Source organism: Photobacterium profundum, from assembly GCF_003026285.1.
In the GTDB taxonomy this organism is placed as follows: domain Bacteria; phylum Pseudomonadota; class Gammaproteobacteria; order Enterobacterales; family Vibrionaceae; genus Photobacterium; species Photobacterium profundum.
Map to the genome: position 1 here is coordinate 196,915 of NZ_PYOD01000005.1, position 26,540 is coordinate 223,454.

At 42.3% G+C, this 26,540-nt stretch carries 18 protein-coding genes; 12 read left to right on the forward strand and 6 right to left on the reverse strand.

Translation table 11 applies throughout. The features are described from left to right. Positions 1-85 precede the first annotated feature (85 nt). A complete protein-coding gene (gene mfd / locus C9J48_RS14820) occupies positions 86-3,541 on the reverse strand; it encodes a transcription-repair coupling factor (protein ID WP_006233560.1) in 3,456 nt (1,151 codons plus the stop codon). Between the two features lie 9 nt (positions 3,542-3,550). Beyond that, positions 3,551-4,147 carry a hypothetical protein gene (locus C9J48_RS14825; RefSeq protein ID WP_036804418.1) on the reverse strand — a complete coding sequence of 199 codons (597 nt, stop codon included), beginning with the start codon at positions 4,145-4,147 and terminating at the stop codon, positions 3,551-3,553. 248 nt (positions 4,148-4,395) lie between these two features. Here C9J48_RS14825 and lolC point away from each other — a divergent pair, with 248 nt between their 5' ends. From lolC to lolE, 3 genes are read left to right on the forward strand one after another with little or no spacing between them, the layout of a single operon-like run. Then, on the forward strand, positions 4,396-5,604 hold the full coding sequence (gene lolC, locus C9J48_RS14830) for a lipoprotein-releasing ABC transporter permease subunit LolC (protein ID WP_006233562.1): 1,209 nt from the start codon (positions 4,396-4,398) through the stop codon (positions 5,602-5,604). Then, entirely contained in the window at positions 5,597-6,286 is a 690-nt protein-coding gene (gene lolD, locus C9J48_RS14835; RefSeq protein ID WP_006233563.1) for a lipoprotein-releasing ABC transporter ATP-binding protein LolD, read from the forward strand. Before lolC ends, lolD begins: the two co-directional genes overlap by 8 nt. Continuing rightward, positions 6,286-7,530, forward strand: a complete 1,245-nt coding sequence (lolE, locus tag C9J48_RS14840; RefSeq protein WP_006233564.1) for a lipoprotein-releasing ABC transporter permease subunit LolE — start codon at positions 6,286-6,288, stop codon at positions 7,528-7,530. Before lolD ends, lolE begins: the two co-directional genes overlap by 1 nt. Before the next feature lie 86 nt (positions 7,531-7,616). Here the strand turns inward: lolE and C9J48_RS14845 are convergent, their stop codons facing one another. Beyond that, positions 7,617-8,282, reverse strand: a complete 666-nt coding sequence (locus C9J48_RS14845; protein ID WP_006233565.1) for a DedA family protein — start codon at positions 8,280-8,282, stop codon at positions 7,617-7,619. A 771-nt stretch (positions 8,283-9,053) separates the two neighbouring features. Then, positions 9,054-9,566: a DUF2062 domain-containing protein gene (locus tag C9J48_RS14850; protein ID WP_006233566.1), complete on the reverse strand. Its 513-nt coding sequence runs from the start codon at positions 9,564-9,566 to the stop codon at positions 9,054-9,056. 116 nt (positions 9,567-9,682) lie between these two features. On the opposite strand from C9J48_RS14850, the gene C9J48_RS14855 reads away from it, so the two are divergent. The 5 genes from C9J48_RS14855 to kdsB all read left to right on the forward strand — a co-directional run bounded on the left by C9J48_RS14855 (position 9,683) and on the right by kdsB (position 16,026). Next, on the forward strand, positions 9,683-12,142 hold the full coding sequence (locus C9J48_RS14855; protein WP_006233567.1) for a DNA internalization-related competence protein ComEC/Rec2: 2,460 nt from the start codon (positions 9,683-9,685) through the stop codon (positions 12,140-12,142). A gap of 186 nt (positions 12,143-12,328) precedes the next feature. Continuing rightward, positions 12,329-14,086 carry a lipid A ABC transporter ATP-binding protein/permease MsbA gene (gene msbA, locus C9J48_RS14860; RefSeq protein WP_006233568.1) on the forward strand — a complete coding sequence of 586 codons (1,758 nt, stop codon included), beginning with the start codon at positions 12,329-12,331 and terminating at the stop codon, positions 14,084-14,086. After that, entirely contained in the window at positions 14,086-15,120 is a 1,035-nt protein-coding gene (lpxK, locus tag C9J48_RS14865) for a tetraacyldisaccharide 4'-kinase (protein ID WP_006233569.1), read from the forward strand. The genes msbA and lpxK overlap by 1 nt, the downstream gene beginning before the upstream one ends. Next, positions 15,101-15,280 carry a Trm112 family protein gene (locus C9J48_RS14870; RefSeq protein ID WP_006233570.1) on the forward strand — a complete coding sequence of 60 codons (180 nt, stop codon included), beginning with the start codon at positions 15,101-15,103 and terminating at the stop codon, positions 15,278-15,280. The genes lpxK and C9J48_RS14870 overlap by 20 nt, the downstream gene beginning before the upstream one ends. Continuing rightward, the gene (kdsB, locus tag C9J48_RS14875) at positions 15,280-16,026 is read left to right on the forward strand and encodes a 3-deoxy-manno-octulosonate cytidylyltransferase (RefSeq protein WP_006233571.1); all 747 of its coding nucleotides are present in this window, start codon (positions 15,280-15,282) and stop codon (positions 16,024-16,026) included. Before C9J48_RS14870 ends, kdsB begins: the two co-directional genes overlap by 1 nt. A 137-nt stretch (positions 16,027-16,163) precedes the next feature. Here the strand turns inward: kdsB and C9J48_RS14880 are convergent, their stop codons facing one another. Beyond that, positions 16,164-17,561 carry an L-cystine transporter gene (locus tag C9J48_RS14880; protein WP_006233572.1) on the reverse strand — a complete coding sequence of 466 codons (1,398 nt, stop codon included), beginning with the start codon at positions 17,559-17,561 and terminating at the stop codon, positions 16,164-16,166. 369 nt (positions 17,562-17,930) lie between these two features. After that, positions 17,931-18,785 (reverse strand): envelope biogenesis factor ElyC, encoded by an 855-nt coding sequence (gene elyC / locus C9J48_RS14885; RefSeq protein ID WP_006233573.1) that lies wholly within the window; start codon positions 18,783-18,785, stop codon positions 17,931-17,933. Between the two features lie 122 nt (positions 18,786-18,907). On the opposite strand from elyC, the gene cmoM reads away from it, so the two are divergent. From cmoM to mukB, 4 genes are all read left to right on the forward strand, one after another. Beyond that, complete coding sequence (cmoM, locus tag C9J48_RS14890; protein WP_006233574.1) at positions 18,908-19,720, forward strand: tRNA uridine 5-oxyacetic acid(34) methyltransferase CmoM; 813 nt, start codon at positions 18,908-18,910, stop codon at positions 19,718-19,720. Between the two features lie 68 nt (positions 19,721-19,788). Continuing rightward, on the forward strand, positions 19,789-21,111 hold the full coding sequence (gene mukF / locus C9J48_RS14895) for a chromosome partition protein MukF (RefSeq protein ID WP_006233575.1): 1,323 nt from the start codon (positions 19,789-19,791) through the stop codon (positions 21,109-21,111). Continuing rightward, positions 21,092-21,826 carry a chromosome partition protein MukE gene (gene mukE / locus C9J48_RS14900; RefSeq protein WP_036804379.1) on the forward strand — a complete coding sequence of 245 codons (735 nt, stop codon included), beginning with the start codon at positions 21,092-21,094 and terminating at the stop codon, positions 21,824-21,826. The genes mukF and mukE overlap by 20 nt, the downstream gene beginning before the upstream one ends. After that, positions 21,826-26,286: a chromosome partition protein MukB gene (gene mukB / locus C9J48_RS14905; protein ID WP_006233577.1), complete on the forward strand. Its 4,461-nt coding sequence runs from the start codon at positions 21,826-21,828 to the stop codon at positions 26,284-26,286. The genes mukE and mukB overlap by 1 nt, the downstream gene beginning before the upstream one ends. The last annotated feature ends 254 nt before the right edge of the window (positions 26,287-26,540 follow it).

Below are 26,540 nucleotides of genomic sequence, written 5' to 3' on the forward strand. Positions count from 1 at the left end.
AATCTCCGCACTTCAGTGCTTGTATTTCCAATTCATACAAACGGCTGACTTAGTAAAGTCAGCCGTTTGGTTTGTATGTTTTGGATTATATTGTGTTTTCTGATAATTGGGTTAGTAGCTGGTCCACAAACTTGATTCGTTCTTTGCGATCTGTCATTGGTGCCATGACTTTTAGTTTAGTTGGACCTTCCATACGGTAATGTTGAGGCTTTGATTGCAGTAAACCGACGAGAAAAACAGGGTTAATGGCAGCATCTTGTTCAAATTCAAGATATCCACCTTTTTCACCCGCCTCAATACGACGAATACCGGCTGTAGCTGCTTTTAATTTTAAATTATTTACCGTTAGCAAGTTGGTTGTTGCTTCAGGTAATAGACCAAACCGATCAATCAGTTCGACTTTTAAATCGTTTAAATCTTGCTCATCAATCGCACTGGCAATACGCTTGTACAATGATAAGCGCATGTTGATATCTGGAATGTAATCATCAGGCAGTAACGCGGGTAAACGTAGCTCTACTTCCGTCTGTTTACGTAGCAAATCATCAAGTGATGACTCTTTGCCTTCTTTTAATGCTTCAACCGCTTGTTCTAGCATTTCCATGAATAGTGAAAATCCAATGGATTGAATTTGACCGCTTTGTTCGTCACCTAATAATTCACCAGCACCACGAATTTCAAGGTCATGCGTTGCAAGAGTGAAGCCAGCACCAAGATCTTCCAGTGATTCGATGGCCTCTAAACGTTTGACTGCATCTTTCGTCATACGTTTTTTGTGCGGTGTTAATAAATAGGCATAGGCTTGGTGGTGTGAACGTCCAACACGACCTCGAAGTTGGTGTAATTGTGCTAAACCAAGGTTGTCGGCACGATTCATAATGATCGTATTGGCTGTCGGAATATCAATACCGGTTTCGATGATTGTTGTACAGACGAGTAGGTTGAAACGCTGATGATAAAAGTCGCCCATCACTTTTTCGAGTTCACGTTCTCGCATTTGACCATGAGCAAAAGTGATACGTGCTTCTGGGATCAGCTTGGCTAACTCTTCGGTAGTTTTCTCTATGCTGTCGACTTCATTGTGTAGGAAGTACACTTGACCGCCACGTGTTATTTCACGTAGTACGGCTTCACGCACAATGGCATCATCTCTCTCTCGTACAAAGGTTTTAATGGCTAAGCGGCGTGCGGGCGGTGTTGCAATGATAGATAGATCACGCATCCCACTCATAGCCATATTTAACGTACGAGGGATCGGTGTTGCCGTGAGGGTCAAAATATCAATATCAGCACGAATGGCTTTAATTTTCTCTTTTTGACGCACACCAAAGCGGTGTTCTTCATCAACGACTAATAAGCCTAAATCATGGTATTTAACGGATGCGTTAAGTAATTTATGCGTGCCGATGAGTATATCAATTTTGCCGTCTTCGGCATCAAGCATGACTTGTTTTTGTTCTTTAGCTGTTTTAAAGCGTGAAAGTACTTCAACACGAACGGCCGTATTGGCAAAACGGTCACGGAAGTTTTCAAAATGTTGTTGTGCCAACAATGTGGTAGGCACTAATACCGTGACTTGTTTGTTGTTATCAATAGCAACAAACGCAGCACGCATCGCAACTTCTGTTTTACCAAAGCCAACATCACCACACACAAGGCGGTCCATGGCTCTAGGCTGACACATGTCTGAAAGTACGGAATTAATCGCTAAGGCTTGGTCGTGGGTCTCTTCAAAAGGAAAACCACTACAGAAATCAGCATAAGACTCTCTATCTAACGTGAACTTAAAGCCTGGTTTTAGTTCTCGCTTGGCGTAAACATCGAGTAATTCTGCTGCTACATCGCGTACTTTTTCAGCTGCTTTTTTACGTGCTTTTACCCATGCTTCGCCACCGAGTTTATGCAGCGGAGCACTTTCATCAGCACCGCCAGAGTAACGGCTAATCAGGTGCAGTGATGCAACTGGTACATAGAGCTTTGCGCCTGCATGGTATTCAAGCATGACATATTCAGTTGTTATGCCACCAGCTTCTAATGTTTGCAGACCTTGATAGCGACCAATACCGTGATCGATATGAACCACGGGCTGACCGATTTGTAATTCTGCCAAGTTACGAATAATGGTATCGGCATTAACACTTTTTTTCTCATCACGACGACGGCGTTGGTTAACGCGCTCACCGAGTAAGTCACTTTCACAAATAAACGCGACAGAAGGCGATTCAAGAATAAAACCTTGTTCTGCAGCACCAATAACCAGCGTGTAATTACTTGGTGCTTCAATGGCTTCTTCTAGGCTTGCGCACACCATTGGACGCATTTTTATACGAGCTAACAGATCGAGTAGTGCTTCACGTCGACCTTCAGATGCAACGGAAAAGACAACTTTGCCTTTGAATTGCTCGGTAAAACGACGTAGCGCAGCAAAAGGTTCTTTAAGTTGTTGATTGATGATTATTTCAGGAACAGGCGTTAACGTCGGGTTGTAGCGACCCGTTTTTTCGGGTTCATTTTCATGGCGAATTCGAACTTGCGGTAGCGCTTTAAAGCCGCGGAACATCTCATCTTTTGTTAGCCATAATTCTTTGGGTTCTAGCAAAGGGCGTAAGGGGTCAACACGACGCTGATCAAAGCGATGATCTGCATCTGCTAAGAAATGATCAACGGACGATTCTAATTCCCCTAATGTCACCAATAAGGTTTCATCGGGTAAATAATCGAAGAGTGTTTCAGTATTTTCAAAAAATAACGGCTGCCAATATTCAATACCTGCAGGCCAAGTACGTTTGCTTACTTGCTGATAGATTGATTCGGGTTCACGTCGAGCTTCAAAACGTTCACGCCAACGCATTCGGAAATTTTCAATCGCAATTTCATCAGTCGGGAATTCATGTGCGGGTAATAAATTGATGCTATCAATTTCACCCGTTGAACGTTGATTTTCAGGATCGAACTGACGAATGGAATCAACTTCATCATCAAAAAAGTCAATACGGTAGGGCTGATTGCTGCCCATTGGGAAGAGGTCGAGTAATGAACCTCGGCTGGCATATTCACCATGCTCCATGACTTGATCGGCATGACGATAGCCTGATGATTCAAGCTGCAAACGAAGTTTATCAAGTGATAGGCGATCACCATTTCGTACAATCAAAGCATGCTTTCGAAGGTACTCTCGCGGTGTTAAACGTTGCAATAAGGTACTAATAGGAACCAGAATAATGCCATCAGACTGGGTCGGTAACTTGTATAAACGTGCTAGGCGATCAGACGTAATATCTTGGTGTGGTGAGAAATTATCGTATGGTAGTGTTTCCCAGTCAGGAAATACGTTCACTTCGACAGACGTGAACTGACTAATTTCTGGTTGTAGGCGCAGCGCTGTTTGCGTATCAGGTACAACAGCAAGGACAGGGCCTTGATGTGCGTGAGACAGTTCAGCGACAGACAGTGCCAAAGCAGCACCAGATAGGTTACCAATGAAACGGTTATCCCCTTTTTTACTCGGCAGGGGCAGTGAGAGTAATGATAATGCTTTCATGTGATTAACTTATGATTCTGTTCGCTGTTGGGCGCGTATGCGCAGTAATTTTTGCTGAATATGCAAAGCAGCACGGATCAGAAGATCACGGTCATCTTCTTGTAAACGGTTATAGCGCAGAGTGATCGCATATTGAGCTTGCTTTTCATCTGAGTCGTCTTCATGCACTTTAGTTCCACATGCTGTTACGTTTGCATAACAGTATATTGCAGCTGGTGGGTGCTCAAGAAACAGCTTTACTCTAACAGATGTGCCAACAGTAAAAGGAGAATCTGAAACAAAGGTAAGCTGACTAGCACCAAAACTGTCGGTAATATAACGAAAATTAGGGTTATCTTGTTGAGATAATACAAAAGAAAGCAGTAAATTTATTTTACTGTTTTGGGCTGCAAGGTAAGTCAGTAATGCTTTACTGTCTTCTTTACCAAACCCCTTAAGCGTGCGCTCTGCACTTTCTTCTAAACCGCTGCATTCGCTGGCGACACGAAATAAAGGGGGGATTTCCTGAATAAACGTTTGTTCATCAGGCAAGCACTCATCGCTAGCCAGAGGTTCTACGTTTATGGTTAGCCCTGTATGGACTGAAAAATATTCGTCCTGTTCCATGTCGCTCTCGTTATTAATTAACATTCGCAACTATTCCCTGTATTACAGGTCGAACAGCTATGCGAGTGTTAGTATTTATTCATAATTACTCGATTATCACTTAGGTATTGCATTCGAGCAAGTAAACACATCTGACTGTACGTTTTTTACTCTCTGTTTTTACATTAGTTTTACGTTGTTGCATGGTAATCAAAGGCAGCAACGGGTATTCTTTCTTTACTCTAGACAAGGGATGGTTTCTCTAACCTATGTTTCATCCAGTATCTTTCTTTATCGGTCTACGCTATCTGCGTGGTCGTTCAGGTGACCGATTCAGTCGCTTTGTATCATATATGTCCACTGCAGGTATCACCATTGGTGTGCTGTCTTTAGTGACTGTACTTTCCGTTATGAATGGCTTTGAGCAACAACTAAAAGACCGAATTTTAGGTGTTTTACCTCAAGCCGTTATTTCTCAAGATGACGGGCGCATGCCTGTATCAGATACCGTTCCTCAATCATTGCAGCAATTACCTCATGTTACTCATGTTACGCCGATCACCCGCGGTGAAGCGGTACTGCAAAGTGCATCGTCATTAGCGGCTGGCAATATGATAGGAATTGACCCTAGCTATTATGAACCCATCGCGATGGACATGACGGTTGGGAAGTTAGATAACCTTGTCGCTGGCAGCTATCGCGTTGTTATTGGTCAAGCATTAGCCAATCAACTTGGGGTGCAAGTAGGTGATAAAATCCGCCTAATGGTAACCAGTGCAAGCCAGTACACACCGTTAGGACGTATTCCAAGCCAACGTAATTTTACCATTGAAGGTTTCTTCGACACAGGCTCTGATGTTGATAAGCAACTTATTCTTACAAATATCCAAGATGCTGGAAAATTACTCCGTTATAAAGTGGATCAAATAACGGGATGGCGATTATTCCTCGATGATCCTTTTGCTGTGACTGAACTTGCTCAAGTACCCATGCCGAATGATTGGCAATGGTCAGATTGGCGAGAACAACGCGGTGAGCTGTTTCAAGCCGTTAAAATGGAAAAGAATATGATGGGCTTAATGCTTGGGCTGATCATTGGTGTCGCTGCATTTAACATCATTTCAGCCCTGATTATGGTGGTGATGGAGAAGCAAGCAGAAGTCGCCATTTTAAAAACCCAAGGTATGACTAACCGGCAAGTACTGATGGTATTTATGGTTCAAGGTGCTAGCAGTGGTGTTATTGGTGCCGTGAGCGGTGGCGTGCTAGGCATATTACTGGCGTCGAATTTAAATACGGTTATGTCCGTTTTTGGTGTGCAATATCTTATGGCTGGTGGGTCTCTACCAATTGTTATTGAACCTCTACAGGTTATGTTCGTCATTTTAGGTGCTATTTTGTTAAGTCTTATTGCCACTATTTTCCCTTCTTATCGTGCGGCATCTGTTCGTCCTGCTGAGGCATTGCGTTATGAGTAATTCGTTATTAGTTTGTCATGGTTTACGTAAAATTTATCGCGAAGCTCAGCTTGAAACTGAAGTGTTGAAAGGGGTTAGTTTTGCCATTGAGCCTAATGAATTAGTCGCAATTGTTGGCTCATCAGGTTCAGGTAAAAGCACGTTATTACACTTATTAGGTGCACTTGATGAACCAAGTGACGGTGATGTGTTTTTTAAAGGCCAAAAATTGAATTCGATGAGCGCAAACAAACAAGCGAAAATTCGAAATCAGGAAATAGGGTTTGTTTATCAGTTTCATCATTTGCTTGCCGATTTTAGTGCCATGGAAAATGTCGCTATGCCACTATTAATCGGCGGCATGGCAACAGATAAAGCTGAGTCAAAAGCAAAATCTATTTTAGACATGGTTGGTCTTAGTCACCGCTATGAGCACCGGCCTTCCGAATTGAGTGGTGGTGAACGTCAACGTGTTGCCTTTGCTCGTGCATTAGTCAACAACCCATCAATTGTATTGGCTGACGAACCTACGGGTAACCTAGATCATAAAACGGCACTCGAAATCTATGATCTAATGTGCAAGTTAAATAAAGAGTCGGGTACGGCCTTTTTAGTGGTTACTCATGATAATGAATTAGCGGCGAAGTTAGATCGTTGTATGCATATGCAAGACGGTAACTTGGTTCAGGTTGAGGTAGCTTAATGTTTCGACCTTTATCTCTTTATATCGGTAGCCGTTTTAGCCGAGCGAAACAACGAAACCGGATGGTATCGTTCATTTCTATTTCATCTATTTTGGGGATTGCCGTTGGTGTCGCAGTCATCATCATAGGGTTATCGGCTATGAATGGTTTTGAACGTGAATTACAAAATCGCGTATTGGCTGTTATTCCTCATGGTGAACTAGAAGCCGTAAAAGCACCGTTGACTGAGTGGCAACCCATACTCGAAACGGTAAAGAAACACCCACGAGTAACAGGTGCAGCGCCGTATGTTTCATTTACTGCTCTGCTTGAAAAAGGAAGCAATCTCAAAGCGGTGGCAGTGCGTGGTGTAAACCCTGAAGAGGAAATACAAGTCAGTGCGTTACCACAGTATGTAAAAGATAACGCTTGGCAGAATTTTTCTGCGGGCAACAAGCAAGTTATTTTAGGGCAAGGCGTTGCTCAAAAACTGCAGATTGGGGTGGGTGATTGGATTACAGCAATGATCCCAAACGCCGACTCAGAGAAAAAGCTCCGTGCACCACATCGTATTCGTTTACAAGTGTCTGGCTTATTAGCGCTTGGTGGTCAGATTGATCATAATTTTGCGATTATACCGCTAGCTGACGCCCAGCAATATTTATCAATGGGTGAGGGAGTCTCGGGAATTTCGTTAAATGTCGATAATGTGCTTGATGCTCAATCTATTGTGAGAGAAGTCGGCTTTACCTTGCCTGTGTACGTCTATTTAAAAAGTTGGACACAGAAATACGGCTACTTGTATCGAGATATTCAGATGGTGCGCACCATTATGTATTTGGTGATGGTACTTGTGATTGGTGTTGCCTGCTTTAATATTATCTCAACCTTGATGATGGCTGTAAAAGATCGAGCGCCAGACATAGCTATTCTTCGAACAATGGGGGCCACTGATGGTTTGGTGAAATCCATCTTCATTTGGCATGGTTTATTATCTGGTGTTGTCGGTAGCCTTGTTGGATCGATTCTTGGCTCTTTAGTAGCGGTGAACCTGACCAGCTTGGTTAAAGGGCTCGAAACGTTGATCGGACACCAGTTTTTATCTGGTGACATCTACTTTGTGGATTTCTTACCAACCGAGTTAGAGATTAATGATGTTGCGGTTGTTGCTATAACAGCTATTCTTTTAAGCTTACTTGCGACTTGGTATCCCGCGCGCAGAGCAAGCGCTTTACAACCAGCACTGGTGTTGAGCGCAAAATAGCATTTACTTATCCAGGTTGGAATAAGTGTAAAAAAACCGTCATTTTCGACGGTTTTTTTGTTTTAGGGGAAGGTTGCTTAATCTCTTCAAATTGATGAGGGCTTTTTACCTTTCTTAAGAAAACAACTGATGATCAGAGTCATAATACCCAACCCTAGGGTTGCAAAGGGCGCTAGCATAAGAGCTACTGTTGTAATTCGTGCCACCTTTTCTGGTAAGAATGTGAGTGAGTAGCCGATGCCTGTGAGTAGTAATACCCAAGCGATGGCACTTAACCAAGCAAAGCGAAAAAAGTGCACTTGGTTTTTAATGCGTATCCCCATCATCAAAGGTAATAGAGAACGCACTACAGGAATAAAGCGAGCAATAAATAGCGCGATTAGACCGTGACGAAAAAGCAGGTTATCAACTGTTTTCATTCTTTGTGCCGGAACTAAATTTACCCAAGACTGTACTTTAGGCAAATGCTTTAGCCATCGCCCCTGCATATAAGCAACCCAGCTTCCTATTGCAGCTGCGAGTGTAAGCAGTAAGACGATAGTTTTAAAATCAATGATTCCCATCGCACCTAATGTGCCAGCTAAAATGACGATACTGTCGCACGGCAAAGGTGCAGCAGGTAATAATGCACTCTCTAAGAAAATGACAAATGTGACGCAAAAATAAATCATTGCGATGCTTTCAGGGTTTTCTAGAATACTAAAATTTTGATGCCATAGTGCCGAGAAAATAGCCATGAATGACTCGAACATACGGGTTACCTTTCTGTTATTAATTAAATATATAAATAGCGAGTTGAAAGGTATTGTTATGCTCGTGTATGAATGAATTTGTACTGTAGGTTGTTAAAATGCTGGCCGTTAAGTACATATCGCCGCTCAGACAAGGAGAACAACTTTGTTAGAGTTTGCTCTGCTACTTTATTCGCCGCCGATAATCGAGCTGAAAAGTAGAGATAGTACTGAATATTGTGTAACGATGCCGGGAGAGGTCTCCATTGTCTTTTTTGTTCAACACGAAAGCTACGTTGGGTTGAAATATAGGCGTCGTGATTATCATTCTGAATAAGAGTATGAGAAAAATGTACTGGATTGCTTGTTGCTTGTTGGCTGCTTTCCGTGACATTGACCGTTATCACCAATACTAAAAAAGTACTGAGTAAAAAATAGTTAAATATTTTACGCAAGGTAATTACTCAGAAATGAAAGCCTTATGTCTTTTACTCAAGTTTGAAAATAAAAGCAATCTGTTTATGGGGGCGGGCTGCAATAGAATGAAGTATTTGAGTGTGAAGAGTACCCATTGAAGTGTTTGAGTTGGAGAACCATAGACAGTAGTGAACTCGCTCTAAAATATAATTGTAGTGAAAACAAACATATTTAAGATAAATGTGGTCACTCTCACTTTTAAGGGAATGGGTGTTTTTTTGCTTGCTGCATTATTTATATAAACGTAAAAAAACCCCGCGAACGAGGTTTTAGTGAAATGCAGCATTCAATGCTTATTGGGTTTCTAAATAAGTCTTAGTTGCGAAATTTACGTTTCTTCCAGCTTCTTACTACCGAGTAACGCCATAAACCGCGAATACCAAAGTAACCAATTAAAGAAAAAGCAATGCCAGTAGTAAAACAGCCAAGCATAAAAGGTGGACCTATCTGGCTCATTTGGTGAAGCAGGAACTCCCAAGACAGCTCAAAATGGAATGGCTGAGGTGGTGAATTCATCAACCAAGCCCCAACCTTATACGCACCATAAAATAATACGGGCATCGTAATAGGGTTGCTAATCCACACTAATACAATAGAAAGAGGGAGGTTTACACCAAACAGAATGGCGAGTCCGGCCGCCATTATCATCTGGCTGGGCAGTGGAACAAACGCCATAAACAGACCCACAGCAAAAGCACCCGAAGCAGAGCGGCGATTAAGGCACCATAGGTTCGGGTTATAAAGCACATTACCGAAAATTTTAAGTGCTTTTTGGCGCTTAATTGTTTCGTGATTTGGTAAAAAACGTTTAATAAGTTGTCTTGGCATCGATATACATACGCTTTGAAAACAATGATCTGAAAGTCATTAATTGCGAATACTAAGTATTAAAACATAAAGCATGAAAATACTATTTTAAATCAACAGGCTTAAGGCAATACACAATGAACCAAGCGGTTACTGGCATTGCAATAGGGCTTTTGTTTCTTCATTGGTGGCATGCCATTCCAGATTATCTCTGGTTTGTGACTGCCGTAATGCTAGGTGCCGTAGTTTCTTATTTTTTACGTATTCATTTATTGATCTGGATTGCGTTAGGTGCCGCTATGGCAGCTTTAAGTGTAAATATTTATACAAATTCAGTAAAAGAAATACCTACTGACCGTGAGAATATTACCATAGTTGCTAAGGTAAGTAGCCTACTTAATAGCGAGATCTCCACTAGTACAATAGATTTCAAACTCTTAACGCTCAATTCTTACCCAATAGATTCATATACTCCTTTAAAAGTTCGCTTAAATTGGCGACAGCCTCCTGAGATGTATCAAGGCCAAATTTGGCAGTTAATGGTGAAACTTCGCCGTCCGTATGGGCGATTGAATAGTGCAGGCTTTGATGCTGAAAAGTATTTCGTTGCAAACAGTATTCATGGGCGAGGCACCATTTTAAGCGGAACGATTGTAGACAGCTCTTACATCGATAGCCTTAGTGTAGAACAAACAGCACGGACACTGAGTGACAATAGTACGGCTATTACCTTGCGGCAGCGTATTTTCACTCAGGCAATGACAGAGTTGGCTGATAAAACCCATAAAGCGTATTTAATGGCTTTAGGCTTTGGCGTACGCGATGCATTAGAGCCTCATGATTGGCAACGGCTAAGAGACAGTGGCTTAGCCCATTTAATGGCAATTTCAGGGCTACATATCGGTTTAGCGATGTTATTAGGCTGGTGGCTTGGCAGTAAGATATGTGCGCTTTTGCCGGAGCGTAATCGTTTGATATGGTTACCGTTATGGAGTGGTTTTGCGTGTGCACTGGGGTACGCATGGTTAGCGGGTTTTAGTTTGCCAACGGTACGCGCAGTATTAATGTGTGCAATTGTGATGATTTTAATCAGGTTACGCATTAAGTGGCCAGGTTGGAAAATTTTTATTGCCGCTCTAGCTATTTGTTTAATGCTCAACCCGTTAGCGTCTTATGCTGCGGGATTTTGGATGTCTTTTACTGCTGTTCTCATTTTATATCTTGCGAATTTGGGTGGCGTAAGGCGACAACACACTGATCAGACTGAAAACAAGATTGATTATCAGAAAGATCAATTGTGGGACAAGATGAAAGTATTAGCGCAGTTACAGTTTGTGTTATTGCTGTTTATGTTACCGCTTCAATGGTATTGGTTTGGTGGAATTTCGCTACTCGCTCCATTTATCAATTTCGTTTCTGTCCCTTGGGTGAGTACATTGACTGTGCCTTTGGTTTTAGCTGCCATTGCGACGGTGTGGTTTCCTTGGTTGTCGAATGTTTTTTGGCAATTTGCCGATTGGACCTTATATCCAGTTATTTGGTTGGCTGAGCAATCTGTTGGTACGTGGTTATCGTTATCATCCGCATGGTTGCCTTTCTTAATAGGGGGAATGGCATGGGCAGCGCTAGGGTGGTTTGTTTCTTGGCGTAATTTCAAATGGATACATATCTCAATTTTTATTGTGTTCGTATCTTGGGGGATCCCTTTATTTTTCCAGCAAGCAATGTCTACGTTGATGACTTTTAATCAGTCGTTTTTAGCCAATGATACTGATGTAAATCATGATAAATCTTCAATAGATGATGTTGCTTCACCGCTATGGACAGTCAATATGTTGGATGTGGGGCATGGTCTTGCAGTGTTAATTGAGCGCAACGGGAAAGCGGTTTTGTATGATACGGGAAACCGTTGGCAACAAGGCAGTATTGCTACATCTGTCATAGAACCCGTGCTGAGAAAGAAAGGTATTAATCAATTAGATGGGTTGATTTTGAGCCATGCAGACAGCGATCATGCTGGTGGTTTTGCTATTATATCTCAGCAGTTTGAACCAATTTGGAAGCGTAGCAGTGATCGTCGTGATGATTTTCGTCCCTGTGTGCAAGGAAGCCACTGGCAATGGGAAGGACTCAACTTTGAGGTGTTGTGGCCACCTAAAATTGTTAAACGGGCTGCTAATCCTCATTCATGTGTTGTGCAAATAAACGATCTAGCCATTAGCCCCGAGAAATCAACCAATGTACTACTGACAGGTGACATTGATGCGATATCTGAATTACTTTTAGCTCGCCAATACCCAGATCTTGATCCACATATCCTATTTGTTCCCCATCATGGCAGTAAAACCTCGTCAACCAATACGTGGTTGGCTGGAATGTCTCCTGAATTAGCTCTGGTATCGAGTGCTAAATATAACCCTTGGAATTTACCCTCAACTCAGATTAAGCAACGTTATATTGATAAAGGTACAGCGTGGTTAAATACAGCACAAACCGGACAAGTTTCCATTGTTATTGAAGCAGGCAGCAGAAAAACACAACGCTATCGACAAGATATTGACGATACTTGGTATCGACGTTTATTTTCGAATGAATGATGCTTTTAAGGCGTGAAGATGCGAGAAGTTAGTCTGATAATGTCGATAGGCTTTTTAGAACAAATATAGCTGTATAATCAATGAGCGAAAAGTAGATAAGGCATGCATCAATGACTTAACTTATTTGGCGCAATCCTCGTATCAGAGTAGAATGATAGGAATTGTTTTTAAGAAAAATGAATTTTAATGACACAGTCTACTGAACAATCAACACTGGATACGTATAAACGACTTTGGCCGTATATCAGTTTCTATAAGGCTGGCTTATCAGTCGCGGTCGTTGCGCTAATCATTAATGCATTGGGTGATACCCTAATGTTATCGATGATTAAGCCTCTTCTTGATGAAAGCTTCGGTGGATTAGAGACCATTGAATCAGACTTTCTTTCTATGATGCCATATTATTTAGTCGGATTAATGATACTACGTGGCGCGAGTGGCTTTGTGTCAACATATTGCTTGTCTTGGGTGTCTGGCAAAGTTGTAATGAATTTACGCCGTGGTTTATTTAATCATTTCATGAAAATGCCAGTGAGCTTTTTTGATAAAGAATCTTCTGGAGCCTTACTTTCTCGAATTACTTATGATTCAGAACAAGTTGCTTCTGCGACAAGTAGCGCGCTAGTTAGCATGGTACGTGAGGGGGCATCTATCATTGGCTTAATGGCATTGATGTTCTGGAACAGCTGGCAGCTTTCGGCCATTTTATTGGTTATCGCTCCTGTTGTGGCATTCAGTATTCGCTTTGTGTCTAAGCGCTTTCGTAAAATTTCAAAAAATATGCAAGATGCCATGGGGTCTGTTACATCATCTGCAGAGCAAATGCTAAAAGGGCACAAAGTCGTATTAAGTTACGGTGGTCAAGAGGTTGAAAAGAAACGTTTTGATTCTGTAAGTAATAATATGCGCCAGCAAACAATGAAGTTAGTGTCTGCGCAGGCGATTGCCAACCCGGTAATTCAGGTAATTGCATCGTTTGCTTTGGTGGTTGTATTAGTCTTGGCTAACTCTGAAGCGTTACGTGCTGAGCTTACCCCCGGTACATTCGCTGTCGTATTTGGTGCAATGTTTGGTTTGATGCGTCCTTTGAAAGCATTAACCAACGTTACTTCGCAATTCCAACGCGGTATGGCTGCTTGTCAAACCTTGTTTGAATTGATGGATCTTGAAACTGAAAAAGATAACGGTAAACATGAAATTGCGCGTGTAAACGGTGATATTCAAGTTAAAGATGTTACGTTCACTTATCCAACCAAAGATACGCCAGCATTGCGTAATGTGTCGTTTGATTTACCTGCTGGTAAAACACTGGCACTTGTTGGACGTTCGGGTTCGGGTAAGAGTACGATTGCGAATCTATTAACGCGTTTTTACGATATTGATTCAGGCGAATTGATATTAGATGGTCGCGAGGTTAAAGATTATCAATTATCAAACTTACGCGAACAGGTTGCAGTCGTTTCTCAAAATGTGCACCTTTTCAACGATACTATTGCAAATAACATTGCTTACGCAAGTGGCGATAGTTTCAGTCGTGCTGATATTGAAAAAGCAGCAGAGCTTGCTTATGCGATGGATTTCATTAAAGACATGCCACAAGGCTTAGACACAATTATTGGTGAAAACGGTGTTAGCCTTTCTGGTGGTCAGCGTCAACGTTTAGCCATTGCGCGCGCACTATTACGTAATGCGCCAGTGTTGATTTTAGATGAGGCAACATCAGCCCTTGATACTGAATCTGAACGTGCTATTCAGTCGGCATTGGATGAATTGCAAAAAGATCGTACGGTTTTAGTGATTGCCCACCGCCTGTCAACTATTGAAGGTGCCGACCAAATCTTAGTGGTTGATGATGGTGAAATCATTGAACGTGGTACGCATAGTGAATTGATCAAACATGATGGTGCTTACGCGCAACTTCACCGCATTCAATTTGGTGATTAATGGCTGCACTTATTGAAAAGTTTTGGTTTGGGCATCATCCGAAAGGTTTTATGCTGTTACTGAATGTACTTTTTTGGCCAGTGTTTTGGCCATTGAGTAAACTCTTTGGTTTTATCAGTGTTCGTCGCCGTAATAAGTACCAAACGGGTGAAAAGGTCGCTTATCGGGCTCCGGTGCCAGTTGTTGTTGTTGGTAATATTACCGCAGGGGGCAATGGTAAGACGCCCGTTGTTGTATGGCTCGTTGAACAGCTACAAGCGAAAGGGCTTAAGCCGGGGGTTGTTTCTCGTGGTTATGGTGGTAAAGCGCCACATTACCCTTATTTGGTTGAAGATAAGACATCAACAGACCTTGTTGGTGATGAACCTGTATTGATTCGTCGAAGAACGGGGGCACCTGTTGCAGTATCACCTAAACGTTCTGATGCCGTAATGATGTTACTTGAACATGATGTTGATGTGATTATTACCGATGACGGTCTACAGCATTATGCTCTCGCACGAGACATCGAATTTGTTGTTATTGATGGTCAACGCCGCTTTGGTAATCAGCAATTACTACCATTAGGACCATTGCGTGAAGCGTGTGATCGCTTAGCTGACGTTGATTTCTTGATTTGTAACGGTGGAAAGGCGCAAAAAAACGAAGCTCCGATGCACCTGCAGCCCTCAGCATTAATCAATGTTAAAACGGGCGAGCGATGTTCAATTAATGAATTAGAGAATATTGTGGCAATGGCCGGCATTGGCCATCCCCCCCGTTTTTTTAAAACATTAGAAGAGCTGGGAGTAACCCCTGTACATTGTCAGCCATTTACTGACCATCAGGCATTCTCAGAAATGGAATTAAAACATTTGGCCCAACAGGGACAACATTTAGTGATGACAGAAAAAGATGCGGTTAAATGCCACGCCTTTGCGCAGTCGAATTGGTGGTATGTACCTGTAGATGCAGTGATACCCACATCGAATGCGACTGCCATTATTAATCGAATAATTAAGGTAAAGGAAGAATATGGATCACCGTCTGCTTGAAATCGTAGCATGCCCAGTATGTAAGGGTAAATTGAACTACGATAAAGAAAAAAATGAACTGATTTGTAAGTTTGATCGTCTAGCTTATCCTATTCAAGATGGTATTCCTGTATTGATCGAACCTGAAGCGCGAACGCTGAGTTCAGACGAGGTAAAGTAATGTCATTTACGGTAGTTATTCCTGCGCGTTATCAATCAACCCGCCTGCCGGGTAAGCCTTTGGCTGATATTGGTGGTAAGCCAATGGTTCAGTGGGTGTACGAGCAAGCTAGTAAAGCCGGTGCAGATCTCGTGATCGTAGCAACGGATGACCAGCGTATTGTTGATGCCGTTAAAGCCTTTGGCGGAGAAGTTTGTTTAACGCGAAATGATCATGAATCAGGCACAGAGCGCCTTGCTGAAGTGGTTGAAAAATATCAGTTAGCAGATGATCATATTGTCGTTAATGTACAAGGTGATGAACCATTAATTCCTGACACCATTATTCGACAAGTCGCAGATAATCTAGCAAACAACAATGCACCAATGGCAACGCTAGGTGTCGAGATTGATCACGAAGATGAAGTGTTTAATCCAAACGCGGTGAAAGTTGTGTTGGATAAAGATGGCTATGCGATGTATTTCAGCCGAGCATCTATTCCTTGGGATCGTGATAACTATGCGAAGTCACCAAAGGAAATTCATCATAATTTATTACGTCATATCGGTATTTACGCTTATCGTGCTGGGTTTATAAATACTTACATCAACTGGGAACCAAGCGCACTTGAAAAAGTGGAAGCATTAGAACAGCTTCGCGTACTTTGGTATGGCGAAAAAATCCATGTTGCTGTTGCTATTGATGCGCCTCCCGCGGGTGTTGATACACCGGAAGATTTAGAGAAAGTACGTGCATTAATTGGCTAAGAGTCATAAGCGTTCATCATTAGCTGTAAATAGCCGTTATCCACGTATCAATAAGGCGTTGATAAACAAATAAAAAGACCACTCAAACGAGTGGTCTTTTTTTATCTTAGCTTTTTAGAAGTCAACATTAAAACCGACTAGACTTTCGCTGTATCAGTCGTTGTATCTGTTTCAATGTCTTGATTAAAGATGGTGTCATCAGCTTGCCCCAGTACACGAGAAGTAATGGTACCGGCCGTCATGGCACCACTAACGTTTACAGCAGTACGGCCCATATCAATCAATGGTTCGATTGAAATAAGCAGACCAGCAAGCGCTACAGGCATATCAAGAGCAGAGAGAACAATTAGCGCAGCAAATGTTGCGCCACCACCCACACCCGCAATACCAAATGAACTGATTGTTACAATCGCAATAAGCGTTGCAATAAAACCTGGGTCTAGTGGGTTAATGCCAATGGTAGGTGCAATCATTACTGCAAGCATCGCAGGGTATAGACCTGCACAGCCATTCTGGCCCATTGTCGCCCCGAATGATGCCGAGAAGTTTGAAACCCCTTCGCCGTTACCCAGTTGCTTAACTTGTGCATCAATATTTAGTGGGATAGTGCCAGCGCTCGAGCGTGAAGTGAAAGCAAATAGCAGTACAGGAAGGATTTTCTTCAAGAAACGAATTGGGTTAACGCCGACAAATGAAACAAGAACCAAGTGCATAACAAGGATCAGTGCTAATCCAACATAAGACGCAATTACAAAATTAATTAGGCTTAGGATATCAGCATAGTTAGAGCCTGCGACAACCTTGGTCATCAACGCAAGAACACCGTAAGGCGTTAGGCTAAGTACCATACGTACTAATGTACGAACAATTTCTTGAGCAACGTTAATAAACTTTTCGAAGCTTGCACCCAATTCAGGGTGAGTACGCATAACACTCAGGCTTGCGACACCAATGAAAGCAGAGAAGATAACAACGGCAATAGTCGATGTAGCACGGCTACCAGCTAAGTCAGCAAATGGGTTACCAGGAAAGAAAGAAATAACCATGTCAGCAAACGACACCGCTTCAATGTTCGTTAAGCGTGATTCAAGCATTTCACCACGTGCAATTTCTCGTGCACCTTGCACAATACCATCGGCAGATAAGCCAAACATATTGCTAACAAGAATACCAATTAACGCTGAAGCCGCTGTTGTCGCCAGCAGAATACCAATGGTTAACCCTGAGATTTTACCCAGTGAACCTGAGTCTTTCACTTTCACGATAGCGCCAATGATAGATACCATGATTAGCGGCATGATGATCATTTTCAGTAGGCTGACATAACCAGCACCAACAATGTTTACGTACTCAAGTGTGTCTGCAACTATCTGGCTGCCACCACCATAAATAAGTTGCAATGCTCCACCAAAAAGTACCCCTAAACCAAGGCTTGTAAACACGCGCTTAGATAAAGTTTGTTCAGTGCGTTGTTGCTTCAGTAACAAAGCAATGAGTAGGGCAAAAAAAGCCAAGTTGATAATGGGATAAATCATGGAGGAATCCTAAAAAAGAGAAATTAAGCCGTAAGTCCGTTTACTTACTTATTACAAAAGTGTGTTGTGTCTAAATATATTTAAGAAATATCGACAGAAGCATCAATATGCTTAGGGCGTAGATAATATGACGTGAGTCGCAAAACCGTTAGTACTTTCAGGTGAATTTGCTATGTAAAAATCGCACATAATAAAACTTTTAGTAATAAGGGCCGTGATGTGCACTTCAATCAGAAAAGCGAAATAAAATAAGCATTTGCTTGGTGAATAAAAAAGGCCAGCAATGAATGCTGGCCTTATGTATATTTGTTGCAGCAGATTGTATGGTTCGTTTTTTACTAAATATTAGCGCAATTTTACTAAGACGCTTTAAAGCGTAGTATTGCTATCGTCTTCACTTAAAATTTCGACTGGGCTGATATCAGCATTCTTATTGGCTTCATCAGCTTTGTCTTTTTCAACGTTGGCTGCTTTATCGCGTATTCTTTGCCAAATCTGCCCCATGGTTTCATGCCAATAGCGCTCAGTTTGCTCGAGATACTTTGCTTTAGGCGCGTATCTATCCCATGGTTGTTTAATCTTATTACTGGCTAAGAAGTTAGTAGGGGCGGGTGTAGGGGTTAGCCCTGCCTGATTAAATTCATACAATGCACGCGTCATATGGCTTGCAGAAGTCACGAGTACCAAATTTTTATTACCGACAACGGATGCTGCTTGAAACGCTTCTTCCCAAGTATCACGGGCAGTTTCAAGTAATAAAATATCAGATTTGTTTACCCCTAGTGCTAATGCGACTTTTGCCATCATACGTGCTTGGCTTATATCACTGCCTCCACCATAACCGGATAGAATCAATTTAGCCCCAGGAAAGAGGCGATAAATGCGCATGCCTTCAGATAAGCGCATTAGGGCTGTGCGGGATAGTTCGGATGTTATTGGCATTGCCTTGTCAATAACATGCCCACTTCCCAGTACCATGATGTAATCAACAGGTGTTGACGAAGGTACAAACGGTTGGTTTTCTGTTTCTAATGGGCGTAATAAACTGGTCGCAATCGGTTGGAAAGCGACCATGAAAATCCCTAAGAACGCAAAAGCGATAAAGCAAGAAGCAAGTCCTTTTCGACGGGTAAACCATAAAATCAATAACCCAATGAACCCAAGAATAAGCATCGCGGGTAGGGGCATAAGTAAGGCAGATATCATTTTTTTTAGTTCAAACATGCAATGTCGTCCGAAATTTCAGCAATCAAGCTTGAAAAAGCATCACAAGCCTTTATTCCTATAACGCTTGTGAGAAAATAAGCTTCATTTTTTTTGAACCACTATCATAACGTAAAGTTGCCGTGATCGAAGATCGAAATTTTGATGATTTAGCGCAAAAATTTGCGAAAAACATATATGGCACTGCCAAAGGGCAGATCCGACAAACAGTTGTCTGGCAGGATATAGAGCAGATTCTATCTGGGTTCGACGATGATATTCCGCTGCGTGTTTTAGACGCTGGTGGGGGTATCGGACAATTGTCACAAAAAGTTGCAGAGTTAGGTCATCATGTCACTTTATGTGATCTTTCTGGTGAAATGCTGACACTAGCCGAGCAGGAAATTGCTAAAAATGGACTTCTTAAGCAATATCGCTTAGTTCATAGTCCTGTTCAGCATATTGGTGACCATCTTGATGAACCTGTCGATTTGGTGCTTTTTCATGCAGTGATGGAGTGGCTATCAGACCCAATAACAGTACTTGACCAATTATTGGAACAAGTCAAACCTGGCGGTGTCATTTCAGTGATGTTTTATAACTACAATGGGTTGCTATTTAAAAACCTAATTTGTGGTAACTTGACGCACATAGAAGAAGGTATGCCTCATCGTAAGCGTTTTAAGCTGCAACCGCAGCAAGGCATTAAGCCTGATGAGGTGTATAGTTGCCTGATAAACGCGGGATTAACTATTTTAGGTAAAACTGGCGTGCGCACTTTTCACGATTACATGCAAAATGCGATGGTTGGTGATTACAGTTTTGAACAAGTTCTTGAGATGGAGCAAAAGCTTTGTCGTCAGGAGCCTTATTTGTCTTTGGGGCGCTATATTCACGTTTATGCACGTAAACCCTTGTACGAAGAGGTGAAAGTGAACGGCAGTAACTGTGAATAAGCATTATTTACCCTTATAAAAGAACATATTACCCATAGAACAGAACATAACAGCAATAAGGACAACGGATGAGTGAAGTTTCCCAGACCGTTCCTGAGTTGGTGACTTGGGTTAAGCAGCATGATTTCTCGCTTAACTTACCAACCGAACGGCTGGCGTTCTTGTTGGCGATTGCTGTATTAAGTGGCGATCGCTTTGATGAAGAATTAGGGGAAGGAGAGTTGATTGATGCGTTCCGTATTGTGAGCGATTTATTTGATCAATCAAAAGAAACTCTAGCCTTTCGTGCCAACAACGCCATAAATGAATTAGTACGTCAGCGCTTAATTACGCGCTTTACCAGTGAAATGAACGACGGTGCAAGTATTTACCGTTTAAGTCCATTAGCACTCGGTATAACAGACTACTACGTACGTCAACGTGAGTATTCGACGCTGAAATTGTCAATCCAATTAGCGATGGTTGCTGATGAAATTAACAAAGCAGCAGATGCAGCACAAAAAGGCGGTGACGAGAAGCACTGGCGACTGAATGTTTACGCAGTGTTGAAATATTCAGTGGCAGAAATTTTTGACCGCATTGATTTAAACCAACGCACAATGGATGAGCAACAACAGCAGGTGAAAACCAATATCGCTGAATTGTTGACTCAAGATTGGCGAGCGGCAATTACCAACTGTGAAGCGTTGCTTAACGAAACATCAAGCACGCTACGTGAATTGCAAGACACCTTGCAAGCTGCTGGTGACCAATTGCAAACACAGTTGCTGATTATCCAAGAAGAAATTCAGGGCAATATTGAACTGGATTTCGTTGATGGCATGATCTTTATTCTACAAATGAAGCTAGACCGCATTATTAATTGGGGTCAGCAAGCGATTGATTTGTGGATTGGTTATGATCGCCACGTACATAAATTTATTCGAACAGCTATCGATATGGATAAGAACCGGGCATTTAGCCAGCGTTTGCGCCAATCGGTAACAGATTACTTCGACAACCCATGGCTTCTTACATATGCCGATGCCGAACGTTTACTTGATATGCGCGATGAAACCTTAGTTTTACGTGATGATGAAGTAACAGGCATCGTACCTGAAGAAATGGAATTTGAAGAACTTAGCCTAGTCAATGATCAGCTTTCTGATCAAGTTGCTGAAATGCTAAAAGCCCATAAAGAAACAGGTGCAGCCATTAATTTGAGCTCGCTTCTGAAAGATTATTTGGCTCAACACCCACAAGCGCGACATTTTGATGTAACGCGAATTGTAATTGATCAGGCAGTAAGACTTGGGTATTCCGAATCTGACTTCAATGCCATTCAGCCTGATTGGGAAGCGATTAATGAACATGGAGCCAAGGTACAAGCCAATGTCATCGATAAATATTGAAGAATATATGCCTGAAAAGCTGGCAAAAGCGATAGCTAACCCACTTTTTCCGGCGCTAGATAATGCGCTCCGATCTGGTCGTCATGTTTCTAGCGAAGATTTAGATAACCACGCTTTACTGATCGAGTTTGAGCGTGAGTTAGGTATGTTTTACCGCCGTTACAATGCCGAACTTATTCGCGCACCAGAGGGGTTCTTTTATCTGCGCCCACGTTCTACGTCATTGATTGGTCGTTCAGTGTTGTCTGAAATCGACATGCTGGTCGGTAAAGTGCTGTGTTTCTTATACCTTAGCCCTGAGCGTCTTGCCCATGAAGGTATTTTTACCAATCAAGAGCTGTTTGACGAACTGTTAGTGTTGGCTGATGAAAAAAAGCTAATGAAGTTTGTTACACACCGTGCATCGGGTTCCGATCTTGATCGTGAAAAACTGTACGACAAAGTGAAAACGTCGCTTCGTCGTTTACGTCGTATCGGTATGCTTATCCCAATTGGTGAAAATGGTAAATTCCGTATCAGTGAATCGGTATTCCGTTTTGGTGCTGATGTACGAACGGGTGATGATGTGCGCGAAGCGCAATTACGCCTAATTCGTGACGGTGAAGCTGTTGTGCATCAACAAGAACCAAGTCAATCAAGCTTACTTGATGGGTTTGACGCGGATGACACTGAACATCATGATTCAGAGCAGACAATGCAAGAGGGTGAAGTCTGATGGAACGCGGTAAGTATCAATCACTCACAATGGTCAACTGGAACGGCTTTTTTGCTCGTACTTTTGATATCGATAATTTGGTTACCACATTATCTGGCGGTAATGGTGCGGGTAAATCCACCACCATGGCTGCGTTCATCACGACTTTAATTCCTGATCAAAGTCTTTTGCATTTTCGTAACACCACAGAAGCGGGTAGTTCAAACGCATCTCGTGATAAAGGCTTGCACGGTAAGTTAAAGCCGGGTGCGTGTTATGCGGCATTGGATGTCGTTAACTCGAAAAAGCAGCGCATTATTTTTGGTGTAAAACTGCAGCAAGTCGCTGGTCGCGATAAAAAAGTCGATATTAAACCGTTCCTTATTCAAGGCTTGCCATCACACGTTAAACCGACTGAATTATTGGTTGAAACCTTGTCTGAAAATCAGGCTCGTGTTCGCCAAATTAATGAAGTGAAAGAAATTGCGGGTGAATATGAAGGCGTACAATTTAAAGCCTTTAATTCTGTTACGGATTATCATACGCAAATGTTTGAATTTGGTGTATTGCCAAAGAAATTGCGTAATACCCAAGACCGTTCTAAATTCTATCGTTTAATTGAAGCATCACTGTACGGTGGTATTTCAAGTGCCATTACCCGTTCGTTACGTGATTACTTATTACCACATAATTCCGGTGTGAAAAAAGCTTTCCAAGATATGGAAGCGGCATTGCGTGAAAACCGCATGACATTAGAAGCGATTAAGCTGACTCAAAGCGATCGTGATTTATTTAAGCATTTGATCTCTGAAGCAACACACTATGTTGCGGCTGATTATATGCGTCATGCTAATGAACGTCGTAATAAGCTAGAAACAACGCTGAAATTACGTGGCGAATTATTAGGTTCACGTAAGATACTGGGCGATCAAAATAACTCACTGACTAACATGTCAGGCGAGCTAGACGAATTAAATGATCGTGAAAGTGCTTTAGAGCAAGATCATCAAGCAGCGTCTGATCATCTGCAACTTGTACAAAATGCAGTACGCCAGCAAGAAAAGATCGAACGTTATAAAGAAGATCTAGAAGAATTAACCGAGCGTCTTGAAGAGCAGGTAATGGTCGTTGAAGAAGCGGCTGAGCAACTTGCAATGGCTGAAGAACAAGCTGTATTAACTGAAGAAGAAGTTGATAGCTTGAAGACGCAGCTTGCTGACTACCAGCAAGCATTGAATATGCAGCAAACCCGTGCTTTACAATATCAACAAGCGGTTCATGCTTTAGAAAAAGCACGTGAACTGTCGAATGCTAATGATTTATTGGCTGATAACGCACCTGCATATTTGTCGCAACTAAAGCGTGACCAAGAATTACAAACCACAGCTTTATTGGCACTTAAACACAAGTTGGATATGTCGTCTGCGGCGGCTGAACAATTTGAGAAAGGCCTTAAAATTGTCCAGACCATTGCGGGTGCCATTGACCGAGCAACGGCTGGTCAAAAAGCCCGTGAATTGATCACACATGCTCGTCGACTTCGTGCGGTTTCAGAGCGAGGTGATCAGCTAAAAGGTCAGTACCGCGATCTTGAACGCAGTGTGCGTAATCAACGTCAAGCGGTTGAGCTGGCAGAAAGTTACAGCAAGCGTTTTGCAACTGTTGTAGATAGCGAGTTAGTGTTAGCAGAAGAGCAAGCTCGTCATGAAGCTACATTCGAAAGTCTTGAGCAAGAACAAGAAGCTTTAGTTGATCAACGCAACGACTTGCGTCGTCAAGAGCAGCAACTAGGAACTCAAATCAAGTCTTTAGAAGCGTCGGCGCCCGCATGGATTGCCGCATCTGATGCACTTGAAAAACTGTCTGATCAGGTAGATGCAGAATTAACAGATAGTCAGTCTGTTATGAATGCAATGCAACAAACATTAGACAATGAACGTGAAGTTTCTGCTCATCGTGATCAGCTTGCCCAGCGTAAGCAGCAACTTGAGCTTGATATTGAACGTCTTGCACAGCCTGGTGGCAGTGATGATGCACGTTTAAGTGGCTTAGCAGACACACTTGGCGGCAGTCTACTGTCGGAAATCTATGATGACATTACTTTAGCTGATGCACCGTATTTCAGCGCGATGTATGGTCCTGCTCGTCATGCGATTGTTGTACCTGACCTTAAAGATATTAAAGATAAGCTCATCGCATTAGAAGATTGCCCCGACGATCTCTATATCATTGAAGGCGATGTTGATTCATTTGATGACAGCGGTTTTGATGTTGATGAATTAGACGGGGCGATATGCGTTCATTTAAACGACCGTCAATTGCGCTATTCTCGTTATCCGAAGGTGCCTCTATTTGGGCGAGCAGCTCGTGAGCAACGTCTAGAGCAATTGCGTGAAGAGCGTGATCAACTGATTGAAGACCACGCGAAATCTGCATTTGATTCGCAAAAGTTACAGCGTTTATATCAGAGCTTTAATAGCTTTGTCGCGACACACATGTCGATAGCATTCAATGCTGATCCTGAAGCAGAATTAAAACTTGCGAGAGAAAAGCGAAATCAAGCGACCCGTCAATTAGCCGATGCAGCTGCTAAAGAACAACAGCAACGTAGCCAGCTTGTCGCTGCGCGTGAAGGGTTAGCGTTATTAGGTAAACTGAACCCGCTTGTTAACCTGCTAGAAGATGAAACATTAACAGCTCGCTTTGAAGACGTAGAACAACAGCTTTTACAGCTTGATGAAGCGCGTAATTACTTAGACCGTCACGGTAAAGCCATTACAGAGCTTGAAGGTTTAGTGTCTGCGCTAGATGCGGATCCTGAGCAATTTGATGCATTACAAACAAGTTATGTTGATGCTGATAGCCGACTACAGGCTCTTAAGAAGCAGATTTTTGCTGTTGCTGATTTAGTAGAGCGCCGCCATCACTTCACGTATATCGACTCAGTTGAGTTAGTGAATAAAAGCTCAGAGCTAAATGAGCAGCTTAAAGCTAAATTAATAGCCGCAGAGCGTGAACGTACACGTTGCCGTGATGCTCTTAAACAAGCTCGTGCACAAGCGAATCAGTACAACCAGTTAATGGCGTCGTTGAAAAGTTCGCATCAAGCGAAACGTGAAACAGTGCTAGAGTTTGAGCGTGAATTGCAAGAGTTAGGTGTTCGAGCTGATATTGAATCAGAAGAACGTGCACGTATTCGCCGTGATGAGCTTAACGAACGTCTGCACAGTTCGCGTAACCGTCGCAGTGAGCTAGAAAAAGCGATTACGTCCATTGAACTCGAAATGAAATCACTGCTGAAACGTTTACGTAAAGTGGGTAAAGACTACCAAGATGTTCGTAAGTTGGTCGTGAATGCAAAAGCAGGCTGGTGTGCAGTATTGCGTTTAGCGCGCGAAAATGATGTTGAACGCCGTCTACACCGTCGTGAAATGGCGTATATGTCTGCTGATGAATTGCGTTCATTATCAGATAAGTCATTAGGTGCTTTACGTCTTGCCGTCGCAGACAACGAAAACTTGCGTGATGCCTTGCGTGCTTCTGAAGATATTTCGCGCCCTGAGCGTAAAGTGTTGTTCTACATTGCGGTTTATCAACACCTTCGTGAGCGTATCCGTCACGATATCATTCGTACCGATGATCCGGTTGAAGCGATTGAAGAGATGGAAGTTGAACTCGCACGCCTTACTGAAGAGCTAACAGCACGTGAACAACGTTTGGCTATCAGCTCTGACTCTGTTGCGAATATTATTCGTAAAACGATTCAGCGTGAGCAAAACCGTATTCGTATGCTAAACCAAGGCTTACAAAATATCGGTTTTGGCCAGGTTAATGGTGTACGACTAAACGTTAAAGTACGCGAGACGCACGAATCGTTACTGAGTGGTTTGGCTGAACAGCAAGATCAACACCAAGATTTATTTGGTAATAACCGTTTAACCTTCTCAGAAGCGATTGCGAAGTTGTTCCAGCGCTTGAATCCTCATATTGATATGGGTCAGCGTTCGCCGCAAATCTTAGGTGAAGAATTATTGGATTACCGTAACTACCTAGAATTAAGCATTGAAGTAAACCGTGGTACAGATGGTTGGCTACAAGCTGAATCTGGCGCGTTATCCACGGGTGAAGCCATTGGTACGGGCCAGGCAATTCTACTGATGGTGATTCAAAGCTGGGAAGAAGAATCACGTCGCTTACGCGGTAAAGATCTTATCCCATGTCGTTTATTGTTCTTGGATGAAGCCGCACGTTTAGATGGTAAATCCATTGCGACATTATTCGAACTTTGTGAGCGTTTGGATATGCAATTATTAATTGCAGCACCAGAAAACATTAGCCCTGAAAAGGGGACTACCTACAAGTTAGTGCGTAAGATTTTCAAAGATCGAGAGCACGTACATGTGGTGGGTCTTCGTGGTTTTGGACAAGAACCAAAGAGCGAAACAAACATACAAGAGATGTTAGATTTGAATCCTGCATAATAGCTTATGTATTGAAAAGGCCAGAGAAATCTGGCCTTTTTTATATTTAAAATATATTCTCGGTTTTCTCCCTGTCACGTAATTCCTTTTTTCTCCCCCTAGAATTGTCTTGTTTGTAAGATCATTTTCTCAATGTTTAATAACGGCCCCGATAAATTTATCACACCTCAAATTACTCCTAAAATTTCATTACCAATCTGATTTGCTAGGTGGGTATTAATGTTGGATTCGGCCATCCAACATAACAATTTCTG